This is a genomic window from Aeromonas sp. FDAARGOS 1408, assembly GCF_019048665.1.
Classification (GTDB): Bacteria; Pseudomonadota; Gammaproteobacteria; order Enterobacterales; family Aeromonadaceae; genus Aeromonas; species Aeromonas dhakensis.
In genome coordinates, this window is sequence record NZ_CP077394.1 from 1,926,173 (window position 1) to 1,944,278 (window position 18,106).

Below are 18,106 nucleotides of genomic sequence, written 5' to 3' on the forward strand. Positions count from 1 at the left end.
CCAGCGCAAGGGGCATGGCAATGCCCCTTTTGCATTGAGGCACCTTGTTTATAATCCCCCCTTCACCTATGTCAGGAGTACAAGATGTTAACTGCCGTGATCTTCGATATGGATGGTGTTCTGATCGACTCGGAACCCTTTTGGCAACGGGCCCAGATGGCTGTCTTCTCCGAGCTGGGCCATCCCCACACGGTGGAAGATTGTGAGTCGACCATTGGCGTGCGCATCGATCAGCTGGTCGCCCACTGGTATCGGTTGCGCCCCTGGAGCGGCCCCAGCCAGGAAGAGGTGGTGCAGCGCATCCTGGATCGAGTCAACGCCCTGATCCTCTCCGAAGGTCAGGCCAAGGCTGGCGTGCTGGAGGCACTCGACCTCATCGAGGCGCAAGGCCTTAAAATCGGTCTGGCCACCTCCTCCCCCTTTGCCATGGTGGAGGCCGTGCTCGGCAAGCTCGGCATTCGCGATCGCTTCCTGGCGGTTCACTCCGCCGAGGTGGAGCGCTTTGGCAAGCCGCACCCGGATGTCTATATCCACGCCGCCGAGAAGCTGGGAGTGGAGCCGGTGCATTGCCTGGCCATCGAAGACAGCTTCACCGGTCTGCTGGCGGCCAAGGCGGCCTCCATGAAAGCGCTGATCGTACCCGACCCCGCGCTGGTGGGCGATCCCCGTCTGGCCATCGCCGACCATCAGCTGCGCTCGCTGGCCGAGCTTAATAGCGAGATGCTGGCCAGCTGGGTCAAATAAACCACGCTCTGGCGGACTGACCTCCTGCCTCCCTTGATCCCGGTCATAATCGTGCGCTTGCTCGCGGTCAGGCAGGTGCGATCCAGCTAGAATCTGGGGAGAGAGGCGGCCCACGGGCCCGAGGAGGTCATCATGATCGAGTACACCAGCAAGCGCATCGTCTGCCCCCACTGTGGCCATCATACCCGGGTCGAGCTGGATGCCAGCCAGGGGGATCAGGAGTTTTATGAGGATTGCATGGCCTGCTGCAACCCCATCCACCTGCGACTGCACCGGGATGAGGCGCGCGACTGCCTGCAACTCTTCGTGGATGCTGACGACGAACAGATGTTCTGAGTCGCCCTGACAGGGGATAGCACAAAACAAAGCGGGGCCCACTGGGCCCCGTTTTCCTTTTCGCCTAAGCGGCCGCCCCTGCGCCTTATTGGCGGGCCGCCAGCACCCGCTCCACCGTGTCGACGATGGCCTGGGTCTGGGGGTCAATCTCGATGTTGGTCTGCCAGCCTGCCTTGACCCAGCCGAGGTTGGTGCGGGCCAGGGTCTCGGGGATCAGGTTGACGCAAAATTCGCAGCCGCGCACCTCGCCCACGGTGAGGCTGATGCCGTCGATGCCGATGTAGCCCTTGGTCAGCACGTATTTCATCAGCGTTGGGGCCAGGCGATACCACACCTGCCGGTTGTTGGGGGTGTCGATGACCGAGATCACCTGCGCGGTGCCCATGATGTGGCCGGACATGGCATGGCCGCCAATCTCGTCGCCAAAGCGGGCCGCCCGCTCCACGTTGACCTTGTCCCCCAGCTGCAGCTGGCCGAGGTTGGTGAGGCGCAGGGTCTCCTGCATCAGATCGAAGCTGACCAGCTCCCCTTCGACCCGGGTAACGGTCAGGCAGCAGCCGTTGTGGGCCACGGAGGCGCCCAGCGCCAGCCCCTCGCCCCAGGCCGGGCTCGGCATGCGGATCACGTGGGTACGAAAGTTGGGCAGCTCTTCGATGGCCACCAGTTCGGCGGTCCCCTGCACTATGCCGGTGAACATGTCTCGTCTCCTGCTACGAAAAAAGGCAGGGTAACCTCGCCGCGCACCCCAGACAAGCGCAACCGCTGACAAGCAGGCGGCCGATCGCTATAGTGACGGCATTCAAACCCATGCTGACAAGGAAACAAAAATGCAGGTATATCAATGCTGTGAGGCCATTCGCATCGCCTACAACCAGATTGGCTCCGGCGAGCAGGGCTATGTGCCGCAGGCCATCGCCGCCACCATCAGGGCGCTCAACGCCGTGGCATCGGACGAGCGGGTGCCGGCGGATCTGCGCGAGCAGGCCGCCTACGCCGCCGCCAACCTGCTGATCAGCGATCACGAAGACGCCTGATCCCGGGCTTGCACCAATCGTTTCGTCCCGGATGAATTTCAGGCTAGAATGACCCCCCCGCACTTTGCACTCCCGCTTCCGGAGTGCAAAGGCTCTTCCCGATACCCGCTCTTTTTACGCTTTATCTGATCCACTCGGAGGTGTCAGTGCAACGTTATTGGTCCGAGGCGAGGCAACTCGTTCGTCTAGCCAGCCCCATTCTGGTCGCCCAGGTGGCCCAGATCGCCATGAACTTTGTCGATACCGTGATGGCGGGACAGGTCAGCGCCGTCGATCTGGCCGCCGTGTCGGTGGCCTCCAGCTTCTGGCTGCCGGTGATCCTGCTGGTGCAGGGCATCATCATGGCACTCACCCCCATCGTCTCCCAGCTCAACGGCGCCCGCAAACGGGACGAGGTGCGCCCGGCGGTGCACCAGGGCTTCTGGCTGGCGCTGATGGTCACCCCCATCGCCATGGTGGCGCTCTATTTCAGCCCGCTGGCGCTGCAGTTCATGGAGGTGGATCCCGTGATGGCCGCCAAGACCACCGGCTACCTGCACGCCATCCTGTGGGGGCTGCCCGCCTTCGTGCTGTTCCAGGTGCTGCGCAACTTCAGTGAGGGGCTCTCCCACACCATGCCGACCATGGTGATCGGCTTCGTGGGGCTGGCGGTCAACATCCCGGCCAACACCATCTTCATCCACGGCCTGTTCGGCATGCCGAAACTGGGCGGGGTCGGCTGCGGCGTGGCCACCGCCATCGTGCTGTGGGCCATGCTGCTGGCGATGATCGTCTATGTGAAGCTCTCCCGCCACTTCAAGGAGATCAACCTGTTCGCCCAGCTCGCGCGCCCCAATGGCAGCCGGATCTGGCGCCTGTTCCGGTTGGGTTTCCCCATCGCCATGGCCATCTTCTGCGAGGTGACCCTGTTTACCGTGGTGGCCCTGATGCTGGCCCCGTTCGGCGCGGAAACGGTGGCGAGCCACCAGATAGCGCTCAACTTCTCCAGCCTGGTGTTCATGCTGCCGCTCTCCATCGGGGTGGGCGTCACCATCCGGGTCGGTCACAGCATCGGCGAAGGGCTGCCTGATCACGCCCGGGTCGCCGCCCGCACCGGCCTGATGCTGGGCATGACGGTGGCCGCCGCCACTGCCGCCCTCACCGTGCTGCTGCGCGAGCAGATCGCCACCATCTACACCGAAGACCTGCAGGTGATCACCCTCGCGGCCACCCTGCTCTTCTTCGCCGCCATCTACCAGATCTCCGACTCGGTACAGGTGGTGGCAGCCGCGGCCCTGCGCGGTTACAAGGACACCAAGGCGATCTTCTACGTCACCATCGTCGCCTACTGGGGACTGGGGCTGCCCACCGGCATGATCCTGGGCCTGACCGACTGGGTGGTACCGCAGATGGGACCCCAGGGGTTCTGGGTCGGCTTCATCGTCGGCCTCACCTCCGCCGCCCTGATGCTGGGTACCCGGCTGCGCTACATCTATGGCCGCTTTGCCAGCCCGGAGGCGTGCAGCGCCCTCTCCAAGGCGCAATAAGGGGAAACTCGCCTGCAAAATCAACAGGCTGCGCAAGAACTGGGCAAACAGTCTCCTTTGTGCGTGCGGCCTGTTGACAGCCTTGGGGGGCATGGGTAGTATGCCGACCACGCCAGCAGTGCTGGCGGGATAAAACGGGTTTTCAATCCGGTTTATGAAGTGGGTTTATAGCTCAGTTGGTTAGAGCACTACCTTGACATGGTAGGGGTCGTTGGTTCGAATCCAATTAAACCCACCACTTTTCCGCGATGCGTCCTTAGCTCAGCTGGTTAGAGCACCACCTTGACATGGTGGGGGTCGGTGGTTCGAATCCACTAGGACGCACCATCCGGAACACTGTTATGCGTCCTTAGCTCAGCTGGTTAGAGCATCACCTTGACATGGTGGGGGTCGGTGGTTCGAATCCACTAGGACGCACCATAACAGTTTGAATAAATTGCAGATATGAATTTGATGTGGGTTTATAGCTCAGTTGGTTAGAGCACTACCTTGACATGGTAGGGGTCGTTGGTTCGAATCCAATTAAACCCACCACTTCCCTGCAATCACACAAAGTCGCCTTGCGCACCCTGCGTCCTTAGCTCAGCTGGTTAGAGCATCACCTTGACATGGTGGGGGTCGGTGGTTCGAATCCACTAGGACGCACCAGATTTGAAAAGCCCGCTCCTCGAGCGGGCTTTTTGCATTTCTCTTCTCTGACTGTCCCTTCTCTCCCCTCTCATCTGCCTCCTCTTGACCCGCTGCGGCCATTGTCGGGACATGGCCGCAGCATTCCCTTGCCCAGTCAGAAGAGATCGAGCTGCTGGCCGCAGATCCGCTCGAACGACTCACCGATAAAGGGGAGGATGGCATCGGCGATGGGTTTGAGCTGCTTGTCGATGTAGTGCTCGTAGTCGATGGCGCTGCGCCGGTATTCCAGCGGCTCTGGGCCATTCAGGGTCACCAGATAGGCGATGGTGCCCCTGTGCTGGTAGCGCTGGGGCAGACCGCGGCGCAGGTTCTCCCCGTCCGCCAGGCGCGCAGCCCGCACATGGGGTGGCACGTTCTTCTGGTACTCCTCGAGCTTCTGGCGCAGCCGCTTGCGATAGACCAGCAGCTCGTCGTGAAGGCCGGCACGGGTCTCGTCCACCATGGTGCGCACATAGCCGCTGGGATCCTGGTCGTGAAACACCATCTCGTAGAGGCGGGTCTGGAACGCCTTGGCAAGGGGCGTCCAGTCGGTGCGCACAGACTCGAGCCCCTTGAACACCAGCTGCTCCTCTTCACCTGCCTGATGGCCTGCCACCAAGCCCGCATAACGCTTCTTGCTCCCCTTCTCCAGCCCGCGGATGGTGGGCATCAGGAAGCGGCGATAGTGGGTCTCGTACTGGATCTCCAGATAGCTCGGCAAATCGAACTCCCGCTTGATCAGCACAGTCCAGTTGTCGTTGATCATGCGGGCCAGGCGCCGGCCAATCTCGTCCGCCTGGGCGGGGCTGGTCTCGCGCCCCAGGTGGACGAAGGTGGAGTCGGTGTCGCCATAGATCACCTCGAAACCCTCCCCTTCGATCCACTCCCGGGTCTGTTGCATGATGCCGTGGCCACGCAGGGTGATGGAGGAGGCAAGCCGCGGGTCGTAGAAGCGGCAGCCCCCCGAGCCCAGCACCCCGTAGAAGGAGTTCATGATGATCTTGATGGCCTGGGAGAGCGCCTTGTTGCTGGCCGCCTTGGCCCTATCCCGCGCCGCCCACAGGGTGGCGATGAGATCCGGCAGGAAGTGGCGCTCGCGGGAGAACAGGGCACCGCGAAAACCCGGAATGGCGTGGTCGGGATGCTGCAGCCCCTCGATGAGCCCCATGGGATCGATGCAGAAGGTGCGGATGATGCTGGGATAGAGGCTCTTGAAATCGAGCACCAGCACGTGGCGATAGAGCCCAGGTTTGGAGTCCATCACATAGCCGCCAGGGCTCGCGAGCCCCCCATCGGCGGGCAGGTTGGGCGCCACATAGCCGCCGCGGTGCAGTCGCGGCAGATAAAGATTGGTAAATGCCGCCACCGAGCCCCCTACCCGGTCGAGCTCCAGGCCGGTGAGGGAGGCGCGCTCGATGGCAAAGGGGATGAGGTGGCAGTAGTCGAAGATCTCCCACACCAGCTTGCAATCCTCCAGGTTGTAGCGGGCCAGCGCCTCCTTGTCGGAGTGGAACAGCTCGGTGATCTTCTCCCCCCGGTTGGCCACGTCCTCGATGTCCTTGCCGCGGCCGAGCAGCTCGCTCGCCACCGCATCCAGGCTGTAGCTGGGGAACTGCCAGGTGGCGCTTTTGAGGGTGTCGATGCCATCCAGCACCATGCGCCCCGGGATGATGACGCTGCCGCTCTGGGGGTCGTTGCGCGATGAGCGCCAGAAGCAGAGCTCGTGGCCACGGCCGAGTCGCAGCCGCCGCTTGTTGAGCTCGGCGCGGCGCAGCAGCAGGCGAAAGTCGAAGTTCACCACGTTCCAGCCGATCACCAGATCGGGGTCGTGCCGCACAAACCAGCGCTCCAGCGCACTCAGCAGGGCGCTCTCGTCCGCCACCCACTCGACCTGGGTCCCCCAGCTGTCGGCATCGGCCTCCGGCACGCCGATCATGATGACCCGCGCATCCTCGGGGCTGTAGAGCCCCACCGAGAAAAGCGCCCCGTCCATGGCGCACTCCACGTCCAGCGACACCCAGGAGAGGGTCGGCGTCACCGCCTGGGGCGCGCAGCGCGCCTCGTTCACCTCCCAGTAGCCCTGCTTGCCCCCCTTCTTGCGCGCCCGCCCCTCGAAGCGCACGCCGGCGGTGATGAAGCGCTCCATCAGGAAGCGCTCAGGCAGCCGGATATCCGCCTCGAAGTGCTCCAGCCCGCGGATGAGCAGCAGCTCGATGGCGCGGTGAAAGGCGCTCAGGGTGGCAAAATAGCAGCCCACCACGGCACGGCCGTCGAAGGTGTGCATGGGCAGGCGGCGAAACCGCCCGCTCACCCCGGCCCCCTTGAACAGCTCCGCCGCCTCCGCCATATGGCTCTGCGGCAGGAAGAAGACCGGCTCCTGCCCCGGCACCACCACCCGCACCGGCCCCTGTTCGCTCCAGAGCCACATCACGATCTCGGTGCGCTCCGGCTGCTCACCGCGGCCGCGCAAATCCCGCCCGTGACGGGTCAGGATGAAGCCGTCGCGCGGCGGGATAACGGGAGGGATGGGGGGGTGGTCGGTCATGCCAGTCATCGGGATCAACATAGGTGTGGGACTATTGTACGTTCATACAGTGCTTTACTGCAATTGGCACGCCAGGCTGCCATTACCACGCAGGCTGCCAGGGGCGGCGCAAACTGGTATGCTCGGCCAGACGGACACGCGCTGCCGGTGGCAGTGGTGTTCGCCCATCGACTCACCCCGCTCGTCAGCCAACATCAGGAGGTCATGGTGGCGCTTTATTCTCTGCTGGATCAGCTGGCCATTCCCTATCAGCGCATCGATCACGCCCCCGTCTTCACCTGCGAGGAGGCCAGCCGGCTGTTGCCCAACCTGCCCGCCGCCAAGACCAAGAACCTCTTCCTGCGCGACCCCAAGAGCGAACGGCTGTTTCTGGTGGTGACCCCTGAGCAGAGCCGGATCGATCTCAAGGCGCTGGCCGCCCGCCTCGGGGTCAAGCGGCTGAGCTTCGGCTCGCCCGAGCGACTGGAGGCGGTGCTTGGCCTCACCCCGGGCTCGGTCACCCTGCTCGCCATGGTACGCGACAGAGAAAGCGCGGTGGAGCTGGTGGTGGATGAGACTATCTGGCAGGCCGAGCGGGTGCAGTGCCACCCGCTGGTCAATACCGCCACCTTGCTTATTCGCCTCGACGACGTGCGCCGTCTGCTGGCCCACCTCGGCCGGGAAGCCACCGTCATGCGGCTGCCGGTGGTGGTCGACTGAGGTCGACGTGAGCGGGGGATGACCCTTCGTCACTCCCCGTCCCTGATTAATCGTGTCAGCCGCCGGCAACTGGTGGTGTTGGCACTATCCTGCCCAGACCATCCAAGCCATTGCTCAGCGGCACAATTCATGCTGTGATCCGCCCCAGTCACCCGGCCCTGAGACCACAGCGCCGTTACCGGCAGGAAGAGCCCACACCCTTGATGCAGAGTCTGTTTTCCTCGGCCCAGTTGCTGAGCCTGGTGCTGTTTGTCAGCCTGTCCCACGTCGGGGTCGCGGCCATTTTTGCCTACCTGTGGCATACCCAGCGACCGCTGCGCGCCCTGCTCTACTGGTCGGCCAGCGAGCTGGCCATCGCCGCCGCCTTTGGCTGCCTGCTGCTGCGCCCCCTCACGGGGGAGACGTCCCTTGCCAATATCCTGCTCACCAACCTGCTGATCATCGCCACCCCGCTGCTCTATGAGCGGGGCTTGCGCCACTTTTTCCGGCGCGAGGCCGACCGCTTCGGCTGGCTCTGCCCGCTCCTCGCCCTGGCCGGCTTCCTGCTGTTTGCCCTGGTGGCCTCGCAGCAACCGCTGGCCGATGTGCACAACCGGATCATCACCCTCTCCGGCGTGCTCTCGCTGCAGATTGGCCTGCTGCTGTGGCAGCTCTGGCGCTACCAGCGGCTGGCCCCCGCCTACCGGGTGCTGCGCTTCGCCATCCTGCTGCTCGCCCTGCAACTGGCCCTGCAGCTGCTCAGGATGGCCAAGCATCAGTGGTGGCCGGAGTCGGCCGCCTCCAGCCTGACCGACCCCCTGCTCGGCCCGGTGATCCTGCTCAGCCTGCTCTTTACCATTGCCCGCAGCTTCATCCTGCTGAGCCTGGTGCACACCCGCCAGCAGCAGGCCATGCTTGCCACCCAGCGCGAGCTGGAGCGGCGCGCCAACCAGGATGCCCTGACCGGGCTGGACAGCCGCCACCATTTCGAGCAGCAGCTGGCGGCGCGGGCCTGCCGCAGCGCCCGCCCCTGGCAGCTGCTGCTGATCGACCTGGACAACTTCAAGCAGATCAACGACCGCCACGGCCACCCCGCCGGCGATGCCATGCTGCGGGCGGTGGGCCGGGTGATCCGGGAGAGCCTGCCGCCGGCGGCACTGGCCGGGCGCCTCGGTGGCGACGAGCTGGCGCTGCTGGTGATGGAAACGCCGCAGACGCTGCCTGGCTACTGCCACGCCCTGCAACAGGGGGTCACCGAAGCCACCCGCCCGCTGGCGGGCGGCCCCATCGGCCTCAGCATGGGGCTGACCTCGCTGCAGACGGGAGAGAGCTTCGAGCAGGCCTATCTGCGGGCGGATCAGGCGCTCTATGCCGCCAAGCAGAGCGGGCGCATGCGCGCCTGCATCCGCGAGGCCCACCACAGCGAGCCACGCCTGCTGCAAGCGGCAGAGCTGCACCCGTGACAGCCGTCATCGAGTGCCGGGCCGCGCAGCCTGCCGATGGCCCCGCCTATCGCCGCTATGTGGCCGAGTGTGGCGCCGCCGGCCTGCCCCTCTATCAGGTGGCGCAATTCGACCCGGATCAGTGGCTGCAGGATCTGCTCGCCCATGCCGCTGGCGAGCGCCTGCCGCCGGACTACCCGCCCACCACCACCTACTTTGCCCTCGAGGGGGAAGAGATCCTGGCCACCTTGCGCCTGCGCCACGGCGACACCCCGGCGACCCGCCAGTGGCTCGGCCACATCGGATACGAGACCCGCCCCTCCCGCCGCGGTGAAGGGGTGGCCCGCACCCTGCTCGGCTGGCTGCAACGCCATGTCCTGAGCGGCCCCGTGCTCATCAGCTGTGACGAGGAAAATCCCGCCTCCCTCAAGGTCATTGCCGCCGTCGGCGGGCAATGGCTGGATCGCCGCTACCATGCCGGCGATCGCTGCTGGGTGAACTTTTACCGGATCCAGCCCCACCCCGCCCGCCAGCAAGGCGCCGCTGACTCGCAGCCATAAAAAGAGCGCCCGCAGGCGCTCAGTCGTCTCTTGGTTGCAGGAGCCTGGGCGTCAGTAGCCCTCCTCCTGCTCCGCCTTCAGCCGTGCCTGGCGGGCCAGGGCCTCCTCCTCGGCGCTCTCGATTTCGTGCAGTACGGCGTCAAGATCCACCCGCTCGTTGCTCTCTTCGAACAACCCGGTCAGTTCGCTGTCGGGAGTGAGCTTGCCATCTTCATAGAGGGCCCACATCTCCCTGGCGTAACGGGTCTTGAGCAGCTCGGGGGCATACATGCCGTAGTAGTTGCGCATGTTGTCGACGTCCCGCTCCAGCATGGCCTTCGCCTGGTTGTTGGCGGCGGCATCCACCACCTGGGGCAGGTCGATGATGACAGGCCCCTCTTCATCCACCAGCACGTTGAACTCCGACAGGTCGCCGTGAATGAGGCCGGCGCAGAGCATGCGCACCACGTAGCGGATCACCCTGGCGTGGTCGGCCAGCGCCTGTTCGCGGCTGAGGGCCACGTCGTTGAGGCGGGGCGCCACGTTGCCATCGGCATCGGTCACCAGCTCCATCAAGAGCACGCCGTCGAGGCAGACATAGGGCCGCGGCACCCGCACGCCGGCGGCGGCCAGCTTGAACAGGGCATCCACCTCGGTGTTCTGCCACACCTCTTCGTGCTGCTTGCGGCCGTACTTGGAGCCCTTCTCCATGGCGCGGGCATCGCGGCTGCTGCGCACCCGGCGCCCTTCCTGATAGACCACCGCCTGCTTGAAGCTGCGCTTGGCGGCCTCCTTGTACACCTTGGCGCAGCGGATCTCGTCGCCGCAGCGCACCACGTAAACATCGGCCTCTTTGCCGCTCATCAGCCGGCTGATCACCTCGTCAACCAGGCCGTCGTCAACCAGAGGTTGGATTCGATTTGGAGTTTTCATGCCCGCCCTTTCACCCTGTGTGCGCCCCCGAAGATAGCCTCTTCCGGTGCGCTTGCCTATTCCAGATTGTGCCGTGCCACCGGCGCCCGGGCGCCGGTCCTTCCATTGCGTCAGTTTTCGGGGGGCAGGTCGCCGCGGATCCGCTTAATGCCCTCTTCGTAGAAGCCCTCGTGCCCCTGGGGATGCTCCATGGTTTCGAAGATCTTGAGGAACCACATGTACTGCTCCGGGTGCTGGCGCAGCTGCTGCTCCACCATGTCGTTCATGGCGCGAACGTCGGCCTCCAGATCGGTGCCGGGATAGGGATCGAAGGGGGCCTCGATCTCCAGCCGGTAGCACCCCTCCTCCTCGTCATAGCAGGCGAGGATGGGCACCGCCTTGGCGCCGGTCAGCTTGACCAGCTTGGGCAGGGCCGGCAGGGTCGCCTTGGGATGGCCGAAGAAGGGCACGAAGATGCTGGCCTCGCGGCCGTGATCCTGATCCGGCAGGTAGAAGAAGCTGGCGCCGCCGCGGATCGCCTTGATGGCCGGCTTGATGCCGGCACTGCGCTCATACACCTTGCCCCCCTTGGCCCGCTCGCGGTTGATGTACCAGTCGAAGACCTGATCCTTGGCGCTCTTCATCATGGTGCACATGGACATGCCCCGGATGGCGAAGTAGCGGCCTATCATGTCCACCGCCCAGGTGTGAGGCACCACCAGGATCACCGGCCGGCCGGCGGTCTGCTCTGCCTCGATGTGTTCCCAGCCGCGCACCTTGATGCGGCCGGCCAGGTGATCGGCGCTGCGCAGGGTCAGCTCGGCAAAGCCCATGAAGGTCTTGAGCCCCACCCGGATCGATTTGAGCAACAGGGCCTGACGGCCCGCCTCATCCAACTCGGGAAAGCAGATCTTGAGGTTGGTGTCGGCGATATAGGCCTGCTTCCTGGACAGACGCAGCAGGGGGGGAGCCAGCCGGTCGGCCAGCCGGTCACGCAGACCATGAGGCAGCAGCCCCAGCAGGCAGAGCAGGCCGAGCGCCAGCCAGCTGCCCCACCAGCGCGGATGGAGCAGACGGGGATGAAATGAGGTGTCGAAAACCGGATCGTGTGAGGACATGGCCGCCATCAAGTCATAGAAAATAAACGGTTATTTTAATTATCCTGACAAAATTTTCCACTTTGGGCTGGCGCGGGCCCGGTTGGGGCAGGCGCCGGCTCGACTGCTCGCCCTGCCAGCCGGCAGAGGGGCAATAAAAATGGCCCCGCAGGGCCATAGTACCAACAAGGAATTGCTCATCAGGAGAGCGGCTGCAACCCGCGACGGATCCGCTGGATCCCCGCCTCGTAGCGGCCATCCAGCCCGACCTGATCCTCGCGGGTATCGAAGATCTTGAGAAACCACATGTACTGGCCCGGATCCCGGCTGAGCTGCTGCTGCACCATGTCGTTCATCCGGCAGGTGTCGGCCATCACATCGTCGGTGGGATAGTTGTCAAAGGGGGCGTCTATCTCCAGCCGGTAGCAGTGGTGCGCCTCGTCATAGCAGGCCAGCAGCGGCACCGCCTTGGCGCCGCTCACCTGCACCAGTCGCGGCAGGGCCGGCAGGGTTGCCTTGGGCTGACCGAAGAAGGGGGCGAAGATGCTCTTCTCGCGGCCATGATCCTGATCCGGCAGATAGAAGAAGCTGTTCCCCTCCTTGATGGTGCGGATCACCGCCTTGATGCCGGCGCTGCGCTCATAGACGCGGCAGCCGTTGCGGGCCCGGGCACGGTTCAGATGCCAGTCGAACACCGGGTTGCGCGCCCGTTTCATCATGGTGCACATGGGCACCCCGCGTCGGGTGAAGTAGTAACCGGCCGCGTCCACCGGCCAGCTATGGGGCACCACCAGGATCACCGGTCTGCCGGCCGCCTGCTCCGCCTCGATATGTTCCCAGCCAGTGACCCGCATCCGCTTCATCAGATAGGCGGGGCTGCGCACCGAGAACTCGCCAAAGCCGAGCAGGCTCTTGAGGCCGACCCGGATCGAGGTCATCAGGATGGCGTCGCGCTCGGCCTCGCTCTTTTGCGGGAAACAGAGGGCCAGGTTGGTTCTGGCGATGTAGACCTGCTTTTTCGAGATGCGAAACACCAGCGGCGCCAGGGCGGCGGCCAGCCGATCGCGCAGCCTCACCGGCACGAAGGCCAGCAGCATCAGCACGCCAAGCGCCAGCCAGCTGAACCAGTAACGCGGATGCAGGAATCGGGTCTCGAAACGAGAGTCAAACACGGGATCATGGGAAGACATGGATGGGGTCAAGCATGGGAAAGGGAGCTGCATTGTATTCATCCTGACAGGTAATACCAGTTAAATTCATCATGGCTTTGGCGAAGGAGCCACCCCGGTCGGGACCAACAAAGCGGGCGGGTTTGCGCAGGCAAGTGCATAAAAAAAGCGCCCCACCCGAGGTGGAGCGCCTTGTCGTCATCTGTTCGGTGGCGTCCGTCTTGCGCAGACCTGCTCACCGACCCCCTTATCCCGGCCCTCTTGCGGCCATTTCCTAGCGACGAACCATGCCGGATGCCAGCTCGTCGTTGCCCAGCGGCAGGAAGAACATCAGGTAGCGCAGGGCCACGTAACCGACGATCAGGGTGGCGGCGCCCAGTTCGAAATGGGCCAGCAGCCGGATCTGCTCGACGTACTCGGCCGCCTGGGGCCACTGTTCGACCAGATGGCTCACCTTGAACAGGGCGGTGGCACCGATCACCAGCGGGAAGGTGAAGGCGGCATAGCCCGGCGAGAACGGCAGACGCAGCAGCTTGATGAAGGCCAGGTAGATGATGCCGGTCATCAGCACGGCGATCCCCAGCAGCACGGCCACCAGCAGCAGAGAAGGTTCTTCGCTCACGGTCAGGTAGCCGGCCAGTGACAGGCTGGCGGGTGCCGCCAGGATGGCGATGGTCGGTTTGGCGGCATCCGGTACCTCATGGCTGAAGATGAGGCGATAGAGCATCAGCGGCAGCATCAGGCCGTAGCAGAGCATGCCGAACCAGAGCAGGCCGTTGGCCAGCGCGGCATACTGGCCGCCCGGAAAAGCGACGTCAGCGACGATGATCCCCACCGGCGGCACGAACCAGCTCGGCACCATGTGGTGGATCTCAAACTGTTTGGCCCGATGCCAGACGAAGGTGGCCAGGAACCCCAGGTGCAGCAGCACCGCAAACAGCCAGAGCCCCTCCCCCAGACCGGCGTTGAGCATGCCAACCGCCTTGGAGACCACCATGGTGCCCATGGCATAGGTGGGCACCACGCTGCCGACCACCGGGTGAGCCAGATCCTGCCACAGCAGGCGCGGGTGCAGCAGAAACTTGAAGGTCAGGATCACCAGCAGCACGGCGGCAACGGCGGCGCCCAGCAACTGCAGGCGGCCATCGAAGTGACCGGCATTTTCCCAGCACCAACCGAGACTGGCGATCCCGAGCGCCAGTCCTGCCATGGGGGTCGGAGCAGCGGCCAGGGATTGACGGGTTCTTGCGATCATGTCTGAAACCTCATGTGAGAGACGATGGACATAGGATAATGAGCGGCCATCGTTTACGATATCTAAATGAATTAAATCAATCGTTCAGGATTTCCAAACATGAAGCTGACCCTGCAACAACTCAAGGTCTTTGCCACCATCGCCCGTTACGGCAATCTGGGGCTGGCCGCCAATGAACTGTGCCTGAGCAAGGGCGCCGTCTCCCAGTCGTTGCAGGAGCTGGAGCGTCAGCTCGCCACCCCGCTGTTCGATCGCATTCACCCCAGGCTGCAGCTCAACAACGAGGGACGCCTGCTGCAACCGGCGGCCGAAGAGCTGCTGACCCGGATGCAGGACATCGAAACCCTGTTCAGCCCGGATGCCGAACCGAGCGGCCAGCTGCGTCTGGGCGCCAGCCAGACCATAGGCAACTACCGGCTGCCGGCCCTGCTCGCCACCAGCAAGCAGGAGCTGGGACAACCGCCCAGGGTCACCATCACCAACACCCACCAGCTCTGCCACCTGCTGGCCAACTTCGAGCTGGATCTGGCGCTGATCGAGGGGGAGAACCACCACCCGGATCTGGTCAGCGAGCCCTGGCTCCACGACGAGATGCTGATCGTGGCCCAGCCCGATCACCCCCTCGCCGGCCGCCATCGCCTCTCCCTCGCCCAGCTGAGCGACGAAACCTGGGTGCTGCGCGAGCCCCAGTCCGGCAGCCGCGAGCAGTTCGAGCAGCAGATCCAGCCCGAGCTGCCGCGCTGGCAGGCGGGGCTCGAGCTCAACACCCTGGAGGCGGTGATGCTGGCGGTCGAGAAGGGGCTCGGCATCTCCTTCATCTCCCACCTGGCGGTGTCGGATCGGCTGCAGGCGGGCCGTCTGGTGGCCCTGCCCCTCGCCCGTCGCTTTCCCCGCCAGCTCTCCCTCATCTGGCACCGGCAGAAGTATCACTCCGCCACCCTGCGCCGCTTTCTGCAATTTTGCCGCGCCCAGGAGGACGTGTTACCCAGCCAGATCAGCAGCACCTGAGCCAATGGGATGATCGGGCAGCCTATTGCCCGGCATGGCCCTTGCCGCCAGGTATCGGCAGCAATGGAAGAGGGAGAGCCTAGGCTCTCCCTCTTGGTCATTCTGCCTTGTGACTCAGCGTTTCGCGGGCAGCAATCCCCGCTCGACCCAGCCCAGCACCTGTCTGGTCAGTGCCTGCGGCACCCAGGGGGAGTCGGTGATGCCCGCCCTCACGCAGGCGGCAAAGTGATCCGCCTCGTGCTGCATGCCACCGCCCGCCACCGGCAGCGCGATGTCGTGGGGCCAGGCCGGCAGAGGGTCACCACCAAGCCAGACGATCTGCTGGGGGTTCCACCACTTGCCTACCAGCTCCAGCGCCCAGCCGGGCCCGGACAGCCAGGCCGACTTGTCGAGATCCGCCACGATGGAGGCCACCAGCTCGGCCTTGAGCGGGCCGGCAAAAGCAAAGCGGGCGGCTTCATCCACCTCGCCCTCACGGCGAGACAGCGTGACCTCGGACTCACCCGCCGCCAACCCCAACTGGTGACAGAGGGCGGCATAGAGCCAGAGCGGGTAGACCCCCACATCCCAGGCGGCGCCGCCATCCAGCGCCGGATCGAACAGCTTGCCGTCCCGCGTCTGCACCGAGCCGAAGGCAGCCTTTAGCCTGTCGGGGGCTGGCATGGCCGACAGTCGCCCCAGCAATGCGCGCATGGCGGGGAAGCACATCACCTTCATCGCCTCCATCAGCAGCAGGCCCCGCTCGGCGGCGAGCCGCACCAGCCGATCCCAATCTGCGACGCGAGTCACCGCCGGCTTTTCCACCAGCACATGCTTGCCCGCCAGCAACATGAGTTCGATCAGGGCGGCGTGCTCCGGGTGGATCACCGCCACGTAGACCGCCTCCACCAGGGGATCCGCCGCCAGCGCCTGATAGCTGCCATGGGCGTGGGGCAAGCCCTGCTCGTCGGCAAAGGCCTGCGCCCGCCCCTGATCACGGGCGGCGATCGCCACCACCCGGCTGCCACTGGCGTGTCCGTTCACATCCTGACAAAAACGGCGGGCGATGGCCCCCGCGCCGGCAATGCCCCAGCGCAGCGGCTGTTCGCTTGATCTCTGTTGCATCCCTGTCTCCTTATACGCTCTGCCGGTCAATCATCATGCCTGCGCCAGGCTGCGCAACCAGCGGATCTCGTCGCCCCAGATGGACTCGTCAATGGTCTCCAGGATCAGCGGAATGCCGTCGAAGCGATGATCATTCATGATGTGATGGAACACCGCCTCCCCCAGGTTCCCCTCACGCAGACTGTGGTGGCGATCGACCCGGCTGCCGAAGGTGCACTTGGCGCCGTTGATATGCATCCCTTTCAGGTACTGGAAGCCTACCGTCCGGTCGAACTCGGCAAAGACGGCAGCACAACTCTCCGCGGTGCGCAGATCGTAGCCGGCGGCAAAGGCGTGGCAGGTATCAAAGCAGATGCCGACCCGGCTCTTGTCTTCCACCCCGTCGATGAGGGTGGCCAGGTGCTCGAACGACCAGCCGAGGTTGGTGCCCTGGCCGGCGGTATTCTCGATCACCGCCGTCACCCCTTCGCTGCGCTCCAGCGCCCAGTTGATGGATTCGCTCACCAGCTTGAGGCTGGCCGCCTCCGGGATCTGCTTCAGGTGGCTGCCCGGATGAAAATTGAGGTAGCAAAGCCCCAGCTGCTCGCAGCGCTTCATCTCGTCCAGAAAGGCATCGCGGGACTTGGCGAGGCCATCGGGGTCGGGATGACCCAGATTGATGAGGTAGCTGTCGTGGGGCAGGATCTGCTCGGGGCGAAAGCCCCCCTTCTCGCAGGCCAGCTTGAAGGCGCGAATGCTGGTCTCGGAGAGCGGCGCCGCCTGCCACTGGCGCTGGTTCTTGGTAAACAGGGCGAAGGCGTTGGCCCCGATGGCCTGGGCGCGGGCGATGGTGTTCTCCACCCCGCCGGCCGCACTGACGTGGGCTCCGATAAATTTCATCACATCTCCTCTGCACTGTTGCTGGGTCTGGCCACACCGCAAAGGGGCAGCCAACCCGTGTGGGGCGCCATTATGCCAAGCCGCCCGGCCGGCGCCAAACCGGGATTGTCGATGGCAGCCATAGAGAGACCCGCCGCAGGTGGGGATTGGCGTCAAGCCATCAATCGGCCGCGTCCATCCCTGCCCGCGTCGCCAGGCCATCGCGCGGGCCGTCGGGGCCCAGCGCTGACGCCAGGATGCCGCTCAGCCACTGGATGAAGGCCTGCACCCTAGGGGCCAGCTGACGGCGATGGGCATAGAGGGCGTGAATGGGCAGCGGGGGCGCCTGCCACTTTGGCAGGATGGCCAGCAGTGGCTCCACCCCGACTCGCGGCTGCTGGATGATGCCAAGCCCGGCCAGCGCCGCCGCCAGATAGGATTCGCTGTCGTTCACCGTGAGCGCCCCGCTCATCGCCAACACGGCGCGCGAACCGTCCGCCTGCAGATACTCGAAACCGCTCTCTCTGGGCCCGCTGCTGCTGCCGTAGTGCACCAGCCGATGGCCGCTCAGCTCGCTCAGGCTGCGGGGCGTTCCGTAGCGGGCCAGGTAGGCGGCGCTGGCACAGTTGATCTGGCGGTAGTGGCCGAGGGGGCGCGCCACCAGGCTGGAGGGCTCAAGCGCCCCGACCCGGATCACGCAGTCAAACCCCTCCCGCACCAGGTCTACCCGCCGGTCCGTGCTGCTCAACATCAACTGCAAGGCGGGATGCGCCGCCAAAAAGGCGGGCAGCGCCGGCATCACCAGATGGCGGGCCATCCGGCCCGGCATGTCCACCCGCAGCTGGCCACTCAGCTGCCCCTGCTGGCGAAACAGCCCGTTGAACTCCTCCATGTCCGCCAGCAGATCCTGACAACGGGCATAACAGAGCCGGCCATCCGTGGTCAGCTGTACCCGCCGGGTGGTGCGCTGCAGCAAGCGGGTACCCATTTGCTCCTCCAGCCGGCGGATGGCCGCCGAGAGCGTCGCCTTGGGGACTCCTAACTGTTCGGCACTGCGGGTAAAGCTCTCCAGCTCCGCCACCCGCACAAACATCCTCATCGCATCCAGTTGATCCATGCCGCCATTGTCTCGCTAATCGGAACAGTGCATTCATTATCGCCTTATTTATCCAATCAACAACGGGCAATAG

17 protein-coding genes and 5 tRNA genes are annotated in these 18,106 nt (G+C 64.7%); 13 read left to right on the forward strand and 9 right to left on the reverse strand.

Annotation, left to right across the window (positions count from 1 at the left end; all coding sequences use genetic code 11):
• Nucleotides 1-84 precede the first annotated feature (84 nt).
• Nucleotides 85-744: a hexitol phosphatase HxpB gene (gene hxpB, locus I6L38_RS09005; RefSeq protein WP_216989438.1), complete on the forward strand. Its 660-nt coding sequence runs from the start codon at nt 85-87 to the stop codon at nt 742-744.
• A gap of 132 nt (nt 745-876) precedes the next feature.
• A complete protein-coding gene (locus tag I6L38_RS09010; protein ID WP_005301298.1) occupies nt 877-1,080 on the forward strand; it encodes a CPXCG motif-containing cysteine-rich protein in 204 nt (67 codons plus the stop codon).
• Between the two features lie 85 nt (nt 1,081-1,165).
• Here I6L38_RS09010 and I6L38_RS09015 read toward each other — a convergent pair whose 3' ends face one another.
• Nucleotides 1,166-1,777 carry a riboflavin synthase subunit alpha gene (locus tag I6L38_RS09015; protein ID WP_201883565.1) on the reverse strand — a complete coding sequence of 204 codons (612 nt, stop codon included), beginning with the start codon at nt 1,775-1,777 and terminating at the stop codon, nt 1,166-1,168.
• A gap of 130 nt (nt 1,778-1,907) precedes the next feature.
• On the opposite strand from I6L38_RS09015, the gene I6L38_RS09020 reads away from it, so the two are divergent.
• From I6L38_RS09020 to I6L38_RS09050, 7 genes are all read left to right on the forward strand, one after another.
• On the forward strand, nt 1,908-2,114 hold the full coding sequence (locus I6L38_RS09020; protein WP_005301307.1) for a YaeP family protein: 207 nt from the start codon (nt 1,908-1,910) through the stop codon (nt 2,112-2,114).
• A 146-nt stretch (nt 2,115-2,260) separates the two neighbouring features.
• Nucleotides 2,261-3,640, forward strand: coding sequence for an MATE family efflux transporter (locus I6L38_RS09025; protein ID WP_017764378.1), 1,380 nt, complete (start codon nt 2,261-2,263; stop codon nt 3,638-3,640).
• 161 nt (nt 3,641-3,801) lie between these two features.
• Nucleotides 3,802-3,878, forward strand: a tRNA-Val gene (locus I6L38_RS09030).
• A 12-nt stretch (nt 3,879-3,890) separates the two neighbouring features.
• Nucleotides 3,891-3,967 (forward strand) — tRNA-Val (locus tag I6L38_RS09035).
• A gap of 16 nt (nt 3,968-3,983) precedes the next feature.
• Nucleotides 3,984-4,060 (forward strand) — tRNA-Val (locus I6L38_RS09040).
• 37 nt (nt 4,061-4,097) lie between these two features.
• Nucleotides 4,098-4,174, forward strand: a tRNA-Val gene (locus I6L38_RS09045).
• Nucleotides 4,175-4,211: 37 nt separating this feature from the next.
• Nucleotides 4,212-4,288 (forward strand) — tRNA-Val (locus tag I6L38_RS09050).
• A gap of 136 nt (nt 4,289-4,424) precedes the next feature.
• Here I6L38_RS09050 and I6L38_RS09055 read toward each other — a convergent pair.
• Nucleotides 4,425-6,863 carry a DNA polymerase II gene (locus tag I6L38_RS09055; RefSeq protein WP_216989580.1) on the reverse strand — a complete coding sequence of 813 codons (2,439 nt, stop codon included), beginning with the start codon at nt 6,861-6,863 and terminating at the stop codon, nt 4,425-4,427.
• A gap of 195 nt (nt 6,864-7,058) precedes the next feature.
• On the opposite strand from I6L38_RS09055, the gene I6L38_RS09060 reads away from it, so the two are divergent.
• From I6L38_RS09060 to I6L38_RS09070, 3 genes are all read left to right on the forward strand, one after another.
• A complete protein-coding gene (locus tag I6L38_RS09060; protein WP_174704197.1) occupies nt 7,059-7,553 on the forward strand; it encodes a prolyl-tRNA synthetase associated domain-containing protein in 495 nt (164 codons plus the stop codon).
• 203 nt (nt 7,554-7,756) lie between these two features.
• The gene (locus I6L38_RS09065; RefSeq protein ID WP_216989439.1) at nt 7,757-8,995 is read left to right on the forward strand and encodes a GGDEF domain-containing protein; all 1,239 of its coding nucleotides are present in this window, start codon (nt 7,757-7,759) and stop codon (nt 8,993-8,995) included.
• The gene (locus tag I6L38_RS09070) at nt 8,992-9,534 is read left to right on the forward strand and encodes a GNAT family N-acetyltransferase (protein ID WP_216989440.1); all 543 of its coding nucleotides are present in this window, start codon (nt 8,992-8,994) and stop codon (nt 9,532-9,534) included. Before I6L38_RS09065 ends, I6L38_RS09070 begins: the two co-directional genes overlap by 4 nt.
• A 51-nt stretch (nt 9,535-9,585) precedes the next feature.
• Here I6L38_RS09070 and I6L38_RS09075 read toward each other — a convergent pair whose 3' ends face one another.
• The 4 genes from I6L38_RS09075 to I6L38_RS09090 all read right to left on the reverse strand — a co-directional run bounded on the left by I6L38_RS09075 (nt 9,586) and on the right by I6L38_RS09090 (nt 13,946).
• Nucleotides 9,586-10,446, reverse strand: coding sequence for a PA4780 family RIO1-like protein kinase (locus tag I6L38_RS09075; RefSeq protein ID WP_017782756.1), 861 nt, complete (start codon nt 10,444-10,446; stop codon nt 9,586-9,588).
• Nucleotides 10,447-10,556: 110 nt separating this feature from the next.
• The gene (locus I6L38_RS09080) at nt 10,557-11,552 is read right to left on the reverse strand and encodes a lauroyl-Kdo(2)-lipid IV(A) myristoyltransferase (RefSeq protein WP_162519809.1); all 996 of its coding nucleotides are present in this window, start codon (nt 11,550-11,552) and stop codon (nt 10,557-10,559) included.
• Nucleotides 11,553-11,722: 170 nt separating this feature from the next.
• A complete protein-coding gene (gene lpxM, locus I6L38_RS09085; protein WP_017764371.1) occupies nt 11,723-12,712 on the reverse strand; it encodes a lauroyl-Kdo(2)-lipid IV(A) myristoyltransferase in 990 nt (329 codons plus the stop codon).
• A gap of 253 nt (nt 12,713-12,965) precedes the next feature.
• Nucleotides 12,966-13,946 carry a TDT family transporter gene (locus I6L38_RS09090; protein WP_010633860.1) on the reverse strand — a complete coding sequence of 327 codons (981 nt, stop codon included), beginning with the start codon at nt 13,944-13,946 and terminating at the stop codon, nt 12,966-12,968.
• Between the two features lie 99 nt (nt 13,947-14,045).
• On the opposite strand from I6L38_RS09090, the gene I6L38_RS09095 reads away from it, so the two are divergent.
• Nucleotides 14,046-14,954: a LysR substrate-binding domain-containing protein gene (locus tag I6L38_RS09095; protein WP_216989441.1), complete on the forward strand. Its 909-nt coding sequence runs from the start codon at nt 14,046-14,048 to the stop codon at nt 14,952-14,954.
• A gap of 114 nt (nt 14,955-15,068) precedes the next feature.
• Here I6L38_RS09095 and I6L38_RS09100 read toward each other — a convergent pair whose 3' ends face one another.
• The 3 genes from I6L38_RS09100 to I6L38_RS09110 all read right to left on the reverse strand — a co-directional run bounded on the left by I6L38_RS09100 (nt 15,069) and on the right by I6L38_RS09110 (nt 18,033).
• Nucleotides 15,069-16,058, reverse strand: coding sequence for a Gfo/Idh/MocA family protein (locus tag I6L38_RS09100; protein WP_216989442.1), 990 nt, complete (start codon nt 16,056-16,058; stop codon nt 15,069-15,071).
• A gap of 33 nt (nt 16,059-16,091) precedes the next feature.
• Nucleotides 16,092-16,937 carry a deoxyribonuclease IV gene (gene nfo, locus I6L38_RS09105; protein ID WP_139397083.1) on the reverse strand — a complete coding sequence of 282 codons (846 nt, stop codon included), beginning with the start codon at nt 16,935-16,937 and terminating at the stop codon, nt 16,092-16,094.
• 160 nt (nt 16,938-17,097) lie between these two features.
• Entirely contained in the window at nt 17,098-18,033 is a 936-nt protein-coding gene (locus I6L38_RS09110) for a LysR family transcriptional regulator (RefSeq protein ID WP_216989443.1), read from the reverse strand.
• Nucleotides 18,034-18,106 lie beyond the last annotated feature (73 nt).